Here is a 15,143-nt window from a genome sequence, read left to right on the forward strand (position 1 = left end):
CAATTCCTCTTAAACGGCCGCCGCAGTGGCGTTATCAATTAAATCCAGCACGTCCTGCGCGGTACGGCAGGCACGTAAACGGTCAAAATTAGCTTCGTCATCAAACAGGTTAACGATCTGCATGATGCCCACCTCCTGGTGGGTGTTGGCATCGACAGCTGCCATGGTGATCAGAATGTCGACCGGGTCGTTATCTTCGTGGTTGAACACCAGCGGGGTTTTCAGCGTCACCAGCGCAAAACCGGTTTTCTTGACACCCTCTTCCGGGCGGCCATGCGGCATTGCCAGCCCCGGGGCAATCACAAAATAGGGGCCGTGCTGCGCCACGCCATCCAGGATGGCCTGGTAATAACGCGGCTCGACAACGTCCGCCTTAACCAGCAGGTCCACGCTCAGCTTCACCGCTTCCTGCCAGGTACTGGCTTCGGCCTGTAAAAGTATGGAGTTATTCCCAGCCAGCGAATCACGTAGTTTCATGTGGCATCCTTACTTCACGTCTTGTGGGAAGTGCTCTTTGATCACTTCCAGCAGTTTTGGCCCAAAATCCGCAGGCGACAGCATGTTGCGCACGCCTACCACGTATTTGTTGCCCGACACGCTAATCTCGCCGGCAATGTGCGTTGAAGCGATGATGATGTCCGCGCCGTTCAGTTCACTTTTGTATTCACCCACTGCGCAGCTGTTCACCGTGTGGTCAATGTTTGACTGGGTTAAAAACTGGTCCACTTTCATTTTCATGATCATGGAGCTTCCTTGCCCATTGCCACACACAGCCAGGATACGTACGGTCATAATCGAAACTCCTTAGTGAGCAGAAACTTCTGCTGTTTGTTTTTCCGCATCTTCTTCAGCTCGCAGCGAACGGCCAGCGAAGAACATATAAGTCAGTGCAATCAGGATGATGACGGCCATAAAGACCAGCCCGACGGACGCAAAGCCCTGCATCATCGGCGGCGCCAGAATTGACCAGTCCGCCATGCCCATCCAGGCGCTCATGCCGGTGAGCTTGACCGCCCACACGCACCCGAAGATTTCAACCATGCCCATCACCAGGCAGATCTTGAGCGCGGCGCGCCATCCGCCGAAGTGGTTAGCAAACACGCCGATAGTGGCGTTGGAGAAGAACATCGGGATAAAGCCAGGAATAATCAGGATTGAGGAGCCACAGCCCACCAGGATGCCGACCGCAATCAGCTGGCCGATGGTGCCCCACATAAAGCCCCAGACGACGGCGTTTGGCGCAAAGCTATAGATAGCCGCACAGTCAATCGCCAGCACCGCGCCAGGGATCAGGCGCTGAGAGATACCGTTGAACGCTTCCGACAGCTCGGCGACGAACATACGCACGCCCTGAGTGATGATGAAAATGGCCACGGCAAAGGAGAAACCGGTTTGCAGGATATAGACCGTCCAGTGGGTTTTACCCGCCATCGCCTGCACCACGTCAATGCCAAAGGAGAGCAGGATGGCACCGAAGAAAAGGGTCATCACAATCGCCGTGGAGACGATGTTGTCGTGGAAGATATTCAACCAGCCAGGCAATTTGAGGTCTTCAACACTCTCCTCTTTTTTACCCAGGTACGGTGCAACTTTGTACGCAATCCAGGAGGCGAACTGCTGCTGGTGACCGATGGAGAAGCCGCAGCCGTCAGTAACGTCCTGCGTTGGCTTATACATCATGTTGGAGGTGATGCCCCAGTAAAGCGAGACCAGCACTGCCGTGCAGATGACCGTGGTCCACATTGGGTAGCCGAAGATATAGAGAGAAACGGCAATCAGCCCCGCCTGCTGGAACATGATGTGCCCGGTGAGCATGATGGTGCGAATACCGGTGATGCGGCGCAGGAGCACGTAAATGATGTTCAGCGCCAGCGCGAGCAGTACCGCATACCCAACCCAGCTGTACGCATCCCCCATGCGATCGATGGTGGCCATCATGGACGCGTAAGTGTCAGAGATGGCGCCGTTAATGCCATATACCTCAGACATTTTGGCAACGACCGGCTTAAACGTGCTGGTCAGAATGCCAGACCCCGCCTGCAACAGCATAAAACCAATGATGGTTTTGATGGTGCCTTTGATAATCACGCTGACGCTTTTGCGCAGCAGGATGTACCCCAGGCACGTCACGATACCCAGCAACAGCGGGGCGTTGGTCATTACCTGATTAAAGAAAACGGTAAAGACGTTGTAGAGGATCTCCATAACTCTCTCCAGAAAATGAGAACACGAGGAGCAATCCCTGTGTGGTTGGTGTCATCACTCTATTAATCACAAATAATCACCACAAGATTGCATTTGATTATTTGTGACGGATCACGCAATTTATTTCCATGGAGTTAGTAATGATTTTCACTACCGATCCAGAAAGATAAATAAATTCTTAATTTTCAATATATTAATTATATGTAGCGGTTATCTTAACAACGACGTGGTGTATTTTCTGTGATGTGGCGAGGGGAATTTTCCGCAAATCAGCCATTGCAAATCGATTCAAACAGTGCCAGCATTAATCACAACAAGTCACAGCATGATTACTTTTGATTAAAACCAGGAGTCAAACGATGAGTAAAGTGAAAACCATCACCCGTGAATCATGGATTTTGAGTACCTTTCCGGAGTGGGGTAGCTGGCTGAACGAAGAGATCGAGCAGGAACAGGTTGCTCCTGGCACATTTGCGATGTGGTGGCTTGGATGCACCGGGATCTGGCTGAAATCAGAAGGCGGCGCCAACATTTGTGTCGATTTCTGGTGCGGCACCGGCAAACAGAGCCACGGCAATCCACTGATGAAAAAAGGCCACCAGATGCAGCGTATGGCCGGCGTTGAAAAGCTCCAGCCGAACCTGCGCACCACGCCTTTTGTGCTTGATCCTTTCGCCATTCGCCAGATCGACGCCGTTCTCTCTACCCACGATCACAACGATCATATCGACGTGAACGTGGCGGCAGCGGTAATGCAAAACTGCGCGGACGACGTACCCTTTATCGGGCCGCAGACCTGCGTGGATTTGTGGATTGGCTGGGGCGTGCCAAAAGAGCGCTGCATTGTGATGAAGCCGGGCGACGTGGTGAAAATCAAAGACGTTGAAATTCACGCGCTGGATGCCTTTGATCGCACCGCGCTGATCACCCTGCCTGCCGACCAGAAAGCCGCAGGCGTACTGCCAGACGGGATGGACGAGCGCGCAGTGAACTACCTGTTCAAAACGCCTGGCGGTTCCCTGTATCACAGCGGTGACTCTCACTACTCCAACTACTACGCGAAGCACGGTAACGAGCACCAGATTGACGTGGCGCTTGGCTCTTACGGTGAAAACCCGCGCGGGATTACCGACAAAATGACCAGCGCGGACATGCTGCGCATGGCCGAAGCGCTGAACACCAAAGTGGTGATCCCCTTCCACCACGATATCTGGTCAAACTTCCAGGCCGATCCGCAAGAGATCCGCGTCCTGTGGGAGATGAAAAAAGACCGACTCAAGTATGGTTTCAAGCCGTTCATCTGGCAGGTTGGCGGCAAGTTCACCTGGCCGCTGGATAAAGACAATCTCGAGTACCACTACCCGCGTGGTTTTGATGATTGCTTCACCATTGAGCCAGACCTGCCGTTCAAGTCCTTCCTCTGATTGTGCAGCCCAATCGCCAGACACAGTGTCTGGCGATGTCATATTTAATTTAGTAATTTCATGCTATTTCAAATATCATCTTTTCAAATCAATTCTTTTCGGAATAGCTCATGACGGAAGCGCAACGGCATCAAATTTTACTGGAACTCCTGGCGCAAACAGGGTTTATCACCGTCGAGAAAGTGATCGAACGTTTAGGGATCTCCCCTGCTACCGCGCGGCGGGACATTAACAAGCTGGATGAAAGCGGCAAGCTGAAAAAAGTCCGCAACGGCGCAGAGGCCATCAGCCAGCAGCGTCCACGCTGGACTCCGATGAATATTCACCAGGCGCAGAATCACGATGAAAAGGTGCGGATTGCCAGAGCGGCATCACAGCTGGTGAATCCCGGTGAGAGCGTGGTGATCAACTGCGGTTCGACAGCGTTTTTACTGGGCCGTGAGATGTGCGGCAAGCCGGTGCAAATCATTACCAACTATCTGCCGCTGGCCAACTATCTCATTGACCAGGAACATGAAAGCGTGGTGATCATGGGCGGTCAGTATAACAAGAGCCAGTCCATAACCCTTAGCCCGCAGGACAGTGAAAACAGCCTCTACGCCGGGCACTGGATGTTTACCAGCGGCAAAGGCCTGACGGCGGATGGCCTGTATAAAACCGATATGCTCACCGCAATGGCAGAGCAGAACATGCTCAACGTGGTGGGTAAACTGGTGGTGCTGGTCGACAGCAGCAAGGTCGGTGAACGCGCCGGCATGCTTTTCAGCCGCGCCGAGCAAATCAGCATGGTGATCACCGGCAAAAACGCCAACCCCGAGATCCTCAGCAAGCTCGAGGATCAGGGTGTCACGGTGCTGCGCGTTTAAAGGTGCTGACGGAAAAACTCCACGGTGGCTTCCAGCGCAGCCGGAGTAATACGGTGCCGGACACCGGCACCCCACAGGCAGGTCAGATTGCTGTCCAGCCCTTCACGCTGTAGCGCCTGTTGCAGACGGAACGTTTCACCGGGCGGTACGACGTCGTCGGCATCCCCATGCCACAGCAGCAGAGGACGATCGGCCAGCTGCGAAAGCGCATGGCTGACGTCCCATTCAGACAACAGGGCCTCAATCTCCTGAGGTGCCTGCGGCGGGAACAGCGTCTTTGCCAGTGACATAAAGTAGCCCGATCCCATCAGGCAAGCCACGGACGTCACCTCCGGATGCCTGGCCATGATCCCCAGCGCCGTCATTCCGCCCATTGATGCGCCTGCGACCGCCAGCCGTTTCCCCTCCACCAGCCCGGCCTGTAAAAGCGCGTCACGCAGCCCGGCGAACTCGGTCAGATTGCCGTGCAGCGTTTGCCAGAACAGCCCCAGCCGCGCCTGTTCATCGCCCGTAAAGCGTGCCCCATGATTCGGCGCATCAGGCATGACCACCCGGAAACCGGCCTGCGCCAGCGCGACGGCAAAATAGCTGTAGACCAGCTTTGAGGAGAGAAAACCATGATAGAAAACTACCGTCGGCAGCGGCTGTTCACCTTTACCAGCCGGAAAAGCATGGATGATTTCATGCTCACTAAGCAGGCGAGTTTCAATTTCAATCATTGTCGATCCTGTGCTGATGAATGATTCATAATGTTGAGAGCTGGATTACGGTTTCACGATATTTTCATTCGAAATCTACGTCCCAGATAACACTTCGGGAACATTCCCCCAAAACTAAATTCGCAGACCACTACACTATGGCTATCAGGAAAAGAGACAGGTTTATGCGCAGGCTTACCGCTTTATTGCTGGTCTCACTGCTCAGCGGATGTTCCGTATTGCAGGGTACGCCAGAACCGGCACCGCCGGTTACCGATCATCCTCAGGAAATTCGTCGTAATCAGACGGAAGGATTACAACGCCTGGGAACCGTATCCGCGATGGTTCGCGGTTCACCGGATGATGCAGAAGACGCAATTGAAGCACAGGCCGTTGCCGCAAAAGCAGATTATTACGTCATCACGATGATTGATGAAACCATTATTACGGGACAGTGGTATGCACAAGGCATTTTGTACCGTAAGTGAGCATCATCATTTGAACGACCTTTACACTGCTTTGCGTCCGTAGACATTTTCCTGTCCACAATAAACTCCATGCCAGCAACAATGGAAATGAGTTTATTCGCGAAGGATTGCCCGGCGGATACCGGAGACACGTGAAAAGGAGCTGACGATGAAACGAACCCTTGCTTTAACGACGCTATTGCTTTCAGCGGGCCTGCTGAGCACCACGGCGCAGTCGGCTGAATTTGCCAGCGCGGATTGCGTCACGGGCCTGAATGAGATTGGTCAGATCTCCGTCAATAATATCACGGGGAGTCCGCAAGACGTTGAACGTGTCGTCGCCCTGAAGGCGGATGAACAGGGCGCATCCTGGTATCGTATCGTCCAGATGCAGGAAGATCACCATGTTAATCACTGGCGCGTGCAGGCTATTCTTTATGCATAATCCCCTCCGATAAAAGCCACTTAATTTTAGTGGCTTTTCACTTTTGCAAATTTTTTATCTCTCCCGAAACCCAATAAAAACAAACGCGTAACATTCAGTTACATTAAACAGATAAACGTTCTCTCCGCTCTGCCGTTGAACAGCCATCACTTTTCAATAATGAGCAATTTAAGATCACCTTTTTCCGCCGGGCAGGACTGGGCACGAAGCTATCGCTGCTAACAGGTGTAAGTGTCGCTACGCTTTTTTTGCTGTTCACTTTCCTGTTGAGCCACAACGCCAGCCAGCAGCTTGAAGATCTTGCGGTTGAAGACCTGCATAACCAGTCCACCGGCATGGTGGATATGGTAGAGATGTTCAACACCAGCCTGAGCGAAGAGGTTGAAAGCTATACCCGTCTGTTCACCACCTTTTTGCCACAGCCATTGAACAGCGACAGTAGCCAGAGCCGGACCATAAACGGGCTTACCGTTCCTTTGCTGAAAGGCGGCGAAACGGAGTTGCATGAAAACAATACGCTTTCTGATGACTTCCTGAGCCGAACGGGAGCCATCTCGACGCTGTTTGTCCGCAGCGGTAACGATTTTGTCCGCGTGGCGACGTCGCTGCGCAAAGAGAATGGTGACCGCGCGATCGGAACCGTTCTTGATACCACCAGCCCGGCATTTGCCGCCGTCACTAAAGGGGAGGTCTATCGTGGCCTCGCGCTGCTGTTCGGCAAGCGCTATATCACGCAGTACCAGCCTGTTAAGAATGCGGAAGGGCAGGTTATCGGGATTATCTTTGTCGGCGTGGACATCACCCATTCGTGGAACGTCATGCGCGAGAAAATCCTTAACCGTCGTCTGGGCGAGAGCGGCCACTTCTTTGTACTGGATCGCAGCAGCGGCAAAACGCGCGGACAGTATCTGTTCCATGCCAGCGAAGAGGGCAAACTGCCTAACTGGGACACGGCGACACAGCAGCAGCTTCTGAGTGATAAAGCCGGCACGCTGGAACGCGTGAGCGCGGATGGCCGTACGCTCAAAGTTGCCTACACGCCGCTGCCAGGCTGGAACTGGACCATCGTGGGTGAAGTGGATAAAGCCGTACTGCTTTCAAGCGTCACCACACTGCGCGATCGCTTCCTGATGGCGGGCGTGGTGCTATCCGCACTCTTCGCGGGCCTGTTCGTTATCCTCATTCGCCGGATGCTAACCCGCCCACTGCGCGAGGTGATCGCGCTTGCCCGGCAGTATGCCGCAGGCGATCTGCGCGCCAGCCTGCCGGTTACCCGCCAGGATGAAGTCGGCCAGCTGATTGACGCCATCAACGGGATCGGGGAAGGCCTGCAAAAAATTGTGTTGCAGGTCCGCGAGGCCGCAAGCGAGATCCATCTGGGGACTAACGCGCTGGCTTCAGACACCGGCGAGATCTCTGAACAGATCAACAAGCAGGCCAGCAGCGTTGAGGAGACCTCCGCCAGCATGGAGCAATTAGCCGCCACCGTGCAGCAAAATGCCGCCAACATGGAGCAAACGCAGCAGCTGGTGGGTGAAACCTCGCGCGCGGTGCATCAGGGTGGAGAGACGGTGACCCACGCAGTCTCCACCATGGATGATATTCGCGATGCATCGAAACGCATTGAAGACATCACCCGCGTGATTGAGTCCATCGCTTTCCAGACCAATATCCTGGCGCTCAATGCGGCGGTTGAAGCGGCGCGGGCGGGCGAGCACGGGAAAGGTTTCGCAGTGGTGGCACAAGAGGTACGCGCCCTGGCCGCACGCAGCGCCAACGCGGTAAAAGAGATTGAACAGCTGATTGGCGACACGCTGATCAAGGTGAGCGAAGGCCATGCGTTGTCTGAGCAGACGCGTCTGGCAATGGATGCCATCATTGTTCATATCGATAACATCAGCCAGCTTGTCACCGAGATCAACCACGCCTCCCGCGAGCAGTCGGCGGGAATTGGCCAGGTGAATCTGGCGATGACGCACATCGGTGAGGCATCGCACATCAATGCCGATCGCATCTCACGCAGCGAGCAGACAGCACAGACGCTGCGCGAGAAGGGTTCACATCTCACCCGGCTGGTGAGCCTGTTCCAGCTGAAGGCTTAACCGACCCGGCCCGTGGCGCGCAGCAGCAGGTCGTTTTGCACCTGCTCGCTCATCAGCGTGCCGCCCCGGGTATCCAGCATCATGCGGCACCACGCCTGCGCCACGGGCGGCGATGCGTGCCGCAGTATTTGACTTCCGGCCCCGAGTAAAAAGAGCTGCTGCGCGATCTCCCTGCCCTGCGCTTCCTGCGGTTTCCGCAGCTTCTGCTGTAGCTGACGCCAGCTGCGATCGAAGTGCCTGTCCTGACCTTTGACCTGCGCGAAATCATCGGCGAGCAGGTCGAGAATGCCCGGCTGCTTCGCCAGCACGCGCAGTACATCCAGGCACATAATATTGCCAGAGCCTTCCCAGATGCTGTTGACGGGCATTTCACGGTACAACCGCGGAAGCTCACTCTCTTCGCAATAGCCTGCACCGCCCAGCACCTCCATTGCCTCTGCCACAAACGGTATACCCGCTTTGCAGACGCTGTATTTTGCCGCCGGAGTGAAAAGCCGCGCCCATGCGGCTTCCTGCGGGTCGTTGCGGTTGTCCCACGCCCGGGCAAGTCGGAACAGCAGTGCCGTGTGTCCCTCCAGCACCAGCGCCATACGGCTTAGCACGTCGCGCATTAACGGCTGGTCGATCAGATTTTTGCCGAAGGTCTGCCGCTGATGGGCATGATAAAGCGCCACCGAGAGCGCACGGCGCATCAGTCCGTGACTGCCCAGCGCGCAGTCAAAGCGCGTCAGCCCGCCCATCTTCAGAATTTGCCGGACGCCTTCCCCCTCTTCGCCCAGCAGCCAGCCGGAAGCATCAAGAAATTCAGCCTCACTGCTGGCATTTGAGCGGTTGCCGAGCTTGTCCTTCAGACGCTCAAGGCGCACGGCATTACGTTGCCCGTCGGGTAAGAAACGCGGGACAAAAAAGCAGGACAACCCGCCCTTCGCCTGCGCCAGCACCAGATGCGCATCGCTCTGCGGCACGGAGAAAAACCATTTGTGCCCCACCAGCCGGTAACTGCCATCGCTGCATTTCTCTGCTTTGGTAGTATTACTGAGTACGTCCGAACCGCCCTGCTTTTCCGTCATCCCCATGCCGATCAGCAGGCCGCGCTTTTGCGCCCCCGGCGCAAGATGGGGGTCGTAGCGATCGCTCATCAGCGGCGTTAACCACTCATGAAACGGTTTGGGCAGCGACTGTTGCAACAGCGGCGTGGCCGCAAAGGTCATGGTCACCGGGCAAAGCGTTCCCGCCTCCACCTGAGCATGAAGTACGAAACGCGCGGCCCTGGCGACGAACGATCCTTTCCGCGCCTCCTCCTCCCACGCCAGGTTGTGCACCCGGTTGGCGCAAAGCCCCTGCATCAGAAGATGCCATGCCGGATGAAAGCGGACGTCATCCAGCCTCGCTCCCGTGGCGTCATAACGCAGCAGCTCCGGCGGATTAACGTTCGCCAGTCTGCCCAGCTCCAGCGACTCTGCCGTACCCAACTGCTGGCCGATGCTGGCAAGAAGATCCACATCCCACTCAGCCCCTTCGCGCGCTACCGCATCGCGCAGGGCGCAATCAGAGAGAAAAAGGTTGCTGTTCGATAGCGGTGCAGGTTGATTAAAAACGGTATGTGTCTGCCAGTGCATGCTGTCTCCCTCCTTTCATTGGCAATAAAGATAAGTATGGACAGAGGGCATGCACGCTGCATGGGAGGGGGGTCACACGATGACGATCATGTTGATATCATTCATGAAATAGCTCACAGAACATAAGAATAAACTATTTCATTACTTCACTAATGCTGAATAATTTATTCTTACCCCGTTTTTGTGAGGATCGTTATGCAACAGGATGCGCACAAGCGTGCATTAATTGCAGGCTCCATCGGTAATTTCATCGAGTGGTATGAATTTGCGGTCTATGGTTTTCTGGCAACGGTGATTGCCAGAAACTTCTTCCAGCTTGAGGGGGAAGCGGAGCTCACCAGCCTGATCCTCACCTGGGCCTCATTCGCCATCGCTTTCTTCTTCCGCCCGCTGGGTGCGGTGGTCTTTGGCCGCATTGGCGACAGGATTGGCCGTAAACCGACGCTGATTATTGTGCTGGTATTGATGACGCTCGCCACCGCTGCCATCGGTATTGTGCCGGTCTACGCCAGTATCGGGATTGCCGCGCCGCTGATCGTTACACTCCTGCGTATTCTGCAAGGACTGTTCGCGGGCGGTGAGTATGGCGGCGCGGTCTCGTTGATGACGGAGTTCGCCCCGCGCGGCAAGCGCGGTCTTTACGGGGCATGGCAGTCCTTCACCGTGGCGCTCGGGCTGTTAGCAGGCGCAGGCATTGTCGCGTTGCTCTCTACCCTTCTCTCCCCTGAAGCCTTGCACGACTGGGGCTGGCGCATTCCGTTCTTCCTGGCGTTGCCGATGGGTGCGGTCGCGCTATGGTTGCGGGTAAGCATGGAAGAAACACCGAGCTTTGTGCAGCAACGGGAAAAACCGGTTGTTACTCAGGCCAGCACCGCCGCCACGTTCAAAACCATTCTGATGGGCATTGGTCGCGTGATGGTCTGGTCTGCGGCGGGTTATACCTATCTGGTGATTATGCCGACCTATCTGCAATCTGCGCTGCACACCGGTTTTAACCAGGCGCTGCTGATTGCGGTGATTTCTAACATTGGGTTTGCGCTCACGATCATTCCGTCGGGCATACTGAGCGACAGGATCGGGCGGCGGACGGTGATGATTATCGCCACCGTGCTCCTGCTGATCCTCGCCCTGCCGCTGCTGAAAATTTTGCAGGCGGAGTCCAGCACGTTGGCTGTCAAAGCGATTGTGGTGTTGATTGCGGGGGGTTTGGTTGGGATGCTGGCAGGGCCGGGGCCGGCAATGCTGTCTGAGATGTTCCCGACGCGCGTGCGTTATACCGGGCTGGGGCTGGCCTATTCTCTGTCGAATGCGATCTTCTCGGGCTGTGCGGGGCTGATCATTACCGGGCTGATTAAAGAGACGGGCAATCTGGATATTCCGGCCTACTACGTGATGGCAACGGCGGTGGTGAGTATTTTCGCGCTGATGACGTTGAGGAAGGATGACCATTTACGGTCGTTAGAGGAGTGAGATTGTTGCCCGGTGGCGCTGCGCTTACCGGGCCTACGGTACCATGCTTTTGTAGGCCGGGTAAGGCGAAGCCGCCACCCGGCACAACAGGCTACCCGCGCTGACGCACCGCTTCAAACAGGCAGATACCCGTCGCAACAGAAACGTTCAGGGACGATACGCTGCCCGCCATCGGGATGCTGATCAGCTCATCGCAGTGCTCGCGGGTCAGGCGACGCATGCCTTCACCTTCTGCCCCCATCACCAGCGCCATACGGCCGGTCATTTTGCTCTGATACAGGGTGTGATCCGCTTCACCGGCTGTGCCGACGATCCAGATATTCTCTTCCTGCAACAGACGCATGGTGCGCGCCAGGTTAGTCACGCGGATCAGCGGAACGTTTTCCGCTGCGCCACAGGCAACTTTTTTAGCGGTAGCGTTAAGCTGCGCGGAACGATCTCTTGGCACAATCACCGCATGCACGCCTGCTGCATCGGCGCTACGCAGGCACGCGCCCAGGTTGTGCGGGTCGGTTACGCCATCGAGGATCAGGAAGAACGGGTTATCCAGCTCAGCGATCAGATCCGGCAGATCGTTCTCCTGATACTGACGGCCCGGCTTCACGCGCGCGATAATGCCCTGGTGTACAGCACCTTCGCTTTTCTCATCCAGATACTGGCGGTTCGCCAGCTGGATCACGACGCCCTGCGCTTCCAGCGCGTGGATCAGCGGCATCAGACGTTTGTCTTCACGCCCTTTCAGAATAAAAACTTCCTGAAAACGCTCCGGCGCGCGCTCCAGCAGGGCCTGCACCGCGTGGATGCCGTAAATCATTTCACTCATTGATGGTTCTCGTAATAAATATTTTCCCTCTCCCCGTTGGGGAGAGGGTCAGGGTGAGGGGAAATTACTCCGCCTGCTGTTTCTTCGCCGCGCGCTTCGCTTTGGTTGCGGCCGCTATTTTTTGGGTCTTGGTCGACGGTTTTTTCGCTTTACGAGCGTCTTTTTTCGCCGCCTTGGGCTTCTGCTGCTTCTCGCCACGGAAGGCGCTGTCTGGCTCAAAGTTTACTCTTTTACCTGCCTGACGTCGCTTGCCGCCCGCTTTACCGTTGCCGCCTTTTTTCGCTTTCTCACGCTCGGTTTTCCCGACGTTACGCGGAGCCCGTTCGCTGGAGATGAGGCTGAAGTCGATTTTACGGTCGTCCATATTCACGGCTTCAACCTTCACTTCCACCCGATCGCCCAGACGGTAGGTCTGACCGCCGGATTCACCGATCAGACGTTGTCCGACCTGGTCGAAGCGGTAGTAATCGTTATCAAGGCTGGAAACGTGCACCAGACCGTCGATAAACAGCTCATCCAGACGTACGAAGAAGCCAAAGCCGGTGACGCTGGCAATCACGCCTTTAAAGACGTTACCCACCTGATCCAGCATAAAGTCACACTTCAGCCAGTCCGCCACGTCGCGCGTCGCTTCATCCGCACGACGCTCGGTCATGGAACAATGCTGGCCCAGTTGCAGCATCTCGTCCATGGAGTAGTGATACCCTCCGGTTTCGGTCGTGTTGCCTTTATGACCCTGCTCGTGCGCCAGCAGATACTTGATCGCACGGTGCAGGGACAGATCCGGATAACGGCGAATCGGCGAGGTAAAGTGCGCATACGACTGTAACGCCAGACCAAAGTGGCCCCGGTTTTCCGGATCGTAAATCGCCTGCTTCATGGAACGCAGCAGCATGGTTTGCAGCATTTCCGCGTCAGGACGATCGCTGATGGATTCCAGCAGCTCGGCATAATCGCGTGGCTCAGGCTTATTGCCGCCAGGCAGTTCCAGGCCGAGTTCGGCCAGCACGGAACGGAACGAGGTTACGGCTTCCGTGGTTGGCTTATCGTGAATACGGAACAGCGCAGGCTCTTTGGCTTTCTCAACGAAACGTGCCGCCGAGATGTTCGCCAGGATCATACACTCTTCAATCAGCTTGTGCGCATCGTTACGCTGAGTCTGCTCGATTCGCTCGATACGACGCTCAGCGTTAAAGATGAATTTCGCTTCTTCACTCTCAAACGAGATCCCACCGCGCTCTTCGCGCGCCTGATCCAGCGTTTTGTAGAGGTTGTGCAGCTCTTCGATGTGTTTGACCAGCGGCGCGTACTGTTCGCGAAGATCCTGATCGCCCTGCAACATATGCCAGACCTTGGTATAGGTCAGGCGCGCATGAGAACTCATCACCGCTTCGTAGAACTTATAGCCCGTCAGACGTCCCTTGCTGGAGATGGTCATTTCGCAGACCATACACAGGCGGTCCACCTGCGGGTTGAGGGAACACAGGCCGTTCGAGAGCACTTCTGGCAGCATCGGTACAACCTGCGACGGGAAGTAGACCGACGTACCGCGGCTGCGCGCTTCGTTATCCAGCGGCGTGTGTGGACGTACGTAATAACTCACATCCGCGATAGCCACCCACAGACGCCAGCCACCACCGCGTTTTTTCTCACAGTACACGGCATCATCGAAGTCGCGGGCGTCTTCACCATCAATGGTGACCAGCGGCAGATCGCGCAGATCCACGCGGCCTGCTTTGGACTCTTCCGGCACTTCTTCACGCAGGTTTTCGATCTGGTCTTCAACCGCTTTCGGCCAGACGTAAGGAATTTCATGGGTGCGCAGCGCCATATCAACGGCCATGCCGGTGCCCATGTTATCGCCCAGCACTTCGACGATTTTACCTACCGCTTTGGTACGGCGGGTCGGGCGCTGGGTAAGTTCAACCACTACCACAAAGCCCATGCGTGCGCCCATCACCTCTTCAGGCGGGATGAGAATGTCGAAGCTCAGACGGCTATCGTCCGGCACCACAAAGCCTACGCCCGCATCGGTAAAGTAACGGCCTACAATCTGGCTGGTTTTCGGCACCAGCACGCGGACCACGCGCGCTTCGCGGCGGCCTTTACGATCTGCACCCAGCGGCTGCGCCAGGATCTGGTCGCCGTGAATACACATCTTCATCTGTTCGGATGAGAGGTACAGGTCGTCTTTACGGCCTTCCACGCGCAGGAAGCCGAAGCCATCGCGATGACCAATAACGGTGCCTTTCAGCAGATCGAGGCGTTCTGGCAGCGCGTAGCACTGGCGACGAGTAAAGACCAGCTGGCCGTCGCGCTCCATGGCGCGCAGGCGGCGGCGAAGGGCTTCAATTTGCTCTTCACCCTCAATGTTTAATTCAACGGCAAGTTCTTCACGATTGGCGGGTTTTTCGCGTTTTGTTAAGTGTTCAATGATGAACTCGCGGCTGGGGATAGGATTCGCGTATTTTTCGGCTTCGCGTTCCTGGAAAGGATCTTGTGACATGTCGGTTCCTCCGTTGTCAGCTCCGGTGGAAATTTTCTTCATTCCACCAGCAATAATTTATAAAGCGGTTGATTCTCTTCAACCAAATCGGCCAGCGTGTAGTTATCCAGTTCCTTGAGAAAACTTTGCACGGCCTTTGAAAGCGCCTGCTTCAGGCGGCAAGCGGGCGTAATGTGGCAAAACGCGCTGCTACAGTTCACCAGAGATAGCGGCTCCAGTTCACGTACCACATCGCCGATACGGATACTCTGTGCCGGTTTACCGAGACGGATCCCTCCATTCTTCCCGCGGACGGCAGCAACGTATCCGGCACGACTAAGTTGATTGATTATTTTGACCATATGATTACGGGACACACCGTACACCTCTGTGACTTCAGAGATGCTGGTCATCTTCCCATCGGGTAACGACGCCATGTAAATCAGCGCGCGTAAGCCGTAATCGGTGAAACTTGTTAACTGCACATCAACCTCAGGAAAAAGGGAAAACGCGGTCAAACCGCAGAGATATTCATTAAT

At 55.6% G+C, this 15,143-nt stretch carries 14 protein-coding genes; 6 read left to right on the forward strand and 8 right to left on the reverse strand.

Going from position 1 to position 15,143, the window contains the following annotated elements:
• Positions 1-9: 9 nt before the first annotated feature.
• The 3 genes from ulaC to ulaA are packed head-to-tail and all read right to left on the reverse strand — an operon-like array spanning position 10 to position 2,205.
• Entirely contained in the window at positions 10-477 is a 468-nt protein-coding gene (gene ulaC / locus CKK19_RS02840; RefSeq protein ID WP_063853091.1) for a PTS ascorbate transporter subunit IIA, read from the reverse strand.
• 9 nt (positions 478-486) lie between these two features.
• A complete protein-coding gene (gene ulaB, locus CKK19_RS02845; RefSeq protein WP_003856022.1) occupies positions 487-792 on the reverse strand; it encodes a PTS ascorbate transporter subunit IIB in 306 nt (101 codons plus the stop codon).
• A 12-nt stretch (positions 793-804) separates the two neighbouring features.
• On the reverse strand, positions 805-2,205 hold the full coding sequence (gene ulaA / locus CKK19_RS02850; RefSeq protein WP_022646831.1) for a PTS ascorbate transporter subunit IIC: 1,401 nt from the start codon (positions 2,203-2,205) through the stop codon (positions 805-807).
• Positions 2,206-2,564: 359 nt separating this feature from the next.
• Here ulaA and ulaG point away from each other — a divergent pair, with 359 nt between their 5' ends.
• Positions 2,565-3,629, forward strand: coding sequence for an L-ascorbate 6-phosphate lactonase (ulaG, locus tag CKK19_RS02855; RefSeq protein WP_023299142.1), 1,065 nt, complete (start codon positions 2,565-2,567; stop codon positions 3,627-3,629).
• Between the two features lie 110 nt (positions 3,630-3,739).
• A complete protein-coding gene (gene ulaR, locus CKK19_RS02860; protein ID WP_003856014.1) occupies positions 3,740-4,495 on the forward strand; it encodes an HTH-type transcriptional regulator UlaR in 756 nt (251 codons plus the stop codon).
• Here the strand turns inward: ulaR and yjfP are convergent.
• Positions 4,492-5,214 carry an esterase gene (gene yjfP / locus CKK19_RS02865; protein ID WP_023299141.1) on the reverse strand — a complete coding sequence of 241 codons (723 nt, stop codon included), beginning with the start codon at positions 5,212-5,214 and terminating at the stop codon, positions 4,492-4,494. The genes ulaR and yjfP overlap by 4 nt on opposite strands.
• 137 nt (positions 5,215-5,351) lie before the next feature.
• On the opposite strand from yjfP, the gene bsmA reads away from it, so the two are divergent.
• From bsmA to CKK19_RS02880, 3 genes are all read left to right on the forward strand, one after another.
• Entirely contained in the window at positions 5,352-5,681 is a 330-nt protein-coding gene (gene bsmA, locus CKK19_RS02870) for a biofilm peroxide resistance protein BsmA (RefSeq protein ID WP_003856011.1), read from the forward strand.
• Between the two features lie 148 nt (positions 5,682-5,829).
• A complete protein-coding gene (yjfN, locus tag CKK19_RS02875) occupies positions 5,830-6,105 on the forward strand; it encodes a DUF1471 family protease activator YjfN (protein ID WP_003856009.1) in 276 nt (91 codons plus the stop codon).
• Between the two features lie 173 nt (positions 6,106-6,278).
• Positions 6,279-8,207, forward strand: coding sequence for a methyl-accepting chemotaxis protein (locus CKK19_RS02880; RefSeq protein WP_063853093.1), 1,929 nt, complete (start codon positions 6,279-6,281; stop codon positions 8,205-8,207).
• Here CKK19_RS02880 and CKK19_RS02885 read toward each other — a convergent pair.
• Positions 8,204-9,826 carry an isovaleryl-CoA dehydrogenase gene (locus tag CKK19_RS02885; protein WP_063853095.1) on the reverse strand — a complete coding sequence of 541 codons (1,623 nt, stop codon included), beginning with the start codon at positions 9,824-9,826 and terminating at the stop codon, positions 8,204-8,206. The two genes, CKK19_RS02880 and CKK19_RS02885, sit on opposite strands and share 4 nt — an antisense overlap.
• A gap of 195 nt (positions 9,827-10,021) precedes the next feature.
• Here CKK19_RS02885 and CKK19_RS02890 point away from each other — a divergent pair, with 195 nt between their 5' ends.
• A complete protein-coding gene (locus CKK19_RS02890; RefSeq protein ID WP_063853097.1) occupies positions 10,022-11,296 on the forward strand; it encodes an MFS transporter in 1,275 nt (424 codons plus the stop codon).
• Positions 11,297-11,387: 91 nt separating this feature from the next.
• On the opposite strand, the gene rlmB is transcribed toward CKK19_RS02890, so the two are convergent.
• The 3 genes from rlmB to nsrR form a co-directional block, all read right to left on the reverse strand.
• Positions 11,388-12,119 carry a 23S rRNA (guanosine(2251)-2'-O)-methyltransferase RlmB gene (gene rlmB, locus CKK19_RS02895; RefSeq protein ID WP_003856001.1) on the reverse strand — a complete coding sequence of 244 codons (732 nt, stop codon included), beginning with the start codon at positions 12,117-12,119 and terminating at the stop codon, positions 11,388-11,390.
• 64 nt (positions 12,120-12,183) lie between these two features.
• Positions 12,184-14,625, reverse strand: a complete 2,442-nt coding sequence (gene rnr, locus CKK19_RS02900; RefSeq protein WP_032625192.1) for a ribonuclease R — start codon at positions 14,623-14,625, stop codon at positions 12,184-12,186.
• A 38-nt stretch (positions 14,626-14,663) separates the two neighbouring features.
• Positions 14,664-15,089, reverse strand: coding sequence for a nitric oxide-sensing transcriptional repressor NsrR (gene nsrR, locus CKK19_RS02905; protein WP_003855998.1), 426 nt, complete (start codon positions 15,087-15,089; stop codon positions 14,664-14,666).
• Positions 15,090-15,143 lie beyond the last annotated feature (54 nt).

Origin of the sequence: Enterobacter sp. CCUG 70166, assembly GCF_020224095.1 — a bacterium.
Classification (GTDB): domain Bacteria; phylum Pseudomonadota; class Gammaproteobacteria; order Enterobacterales; family Enterobacteriaceae; genus Enterobacter; species Enterobacter intestinihominis.

Excerpts from the sequence above, each read along its gene's own strand:
- ulaG (WP_023299142.1), top strand. The coding sequence starts at position 2,565 with ATGAGTAAAGTGAAAACCATCACCCGTGAATCATGGATTTTGAGTACC.
- CKK19_RS02885 (WP_063853095.1), bottom strand. The coding sequence starts at position 9,826 with ATGCACTGGCAGACACATACCGTTTTTAATCAACCTGCACCGCTATCG.
- ulaA (WP_022646831.1), bottom strand. The coding sequence starts at position 2,205 with ATGGAGATCCTCTACAACGTCTTTACCGTTTTCTTTAATCAGGTAATG.
- bsmA (WP_003856011.1), top strand. The coding sequence starts at position 5,352 with ATGGCTATCAGGAAAAGAGACAGGTTTATGCGCAGGCTTACCGCTTTA.
- yjfN (WP_003856009.1), top strand. The coding sequence starts at position 5,830 with ATGAAACGAACCCTTGCTTTAACGACGCTATTGCTTTCAGCGGGCCTG.
- rnr (WP_032625192.1), bottom strand. The coding sequence starts at position 14,625 with ATGTCACAAGATCCTTTCCAGGAACGCGAAGCCGAAAAATACGCGAAT.
- ulaR (WP_003856014.1), top strand. The coding sequence starts at position 3,740 with ATGACGGAAGCGCAACGGCATCAAATTTTACTGGAACTCCTGGCGCAA.
- ulaB (WP_003856022.1), bottom strand. The coding sequence starts at position 792 with ATGACCGTACGTATCCTGGCTGTGTGTGGCAATGGGCAAGGAAGCTCC.
- yjfP (WP_023299141.1), bottom strand. The coding sequence starts at position 5,214 with ATGATTGAAATTGAAACTCGCCTGCTTAGTGAGCATGAAATCATCCAT.
- CKK19_RS02890 (WP_063853097.1), top strand. The coding sequence starts at position 10,022 with ATGCAACAGGATGCGCACAAGCGTGCATTAATTGCAGGCTCCATCGGT.
- rlmB (WP_003856001.1), bottom strand. The coding sequence starts at position 12,119 with ATGAGTGAAATGATTTACGGCATCCACGCGGTGCAGGCCCTGCTGGAG.
- ulaC (WP_063853091.1), bottom strand. The coding sequence starts at position 477 with ATGAAACTACGTGATTCGCTGGCTGGGAATAACTCCATACTTTTACAG.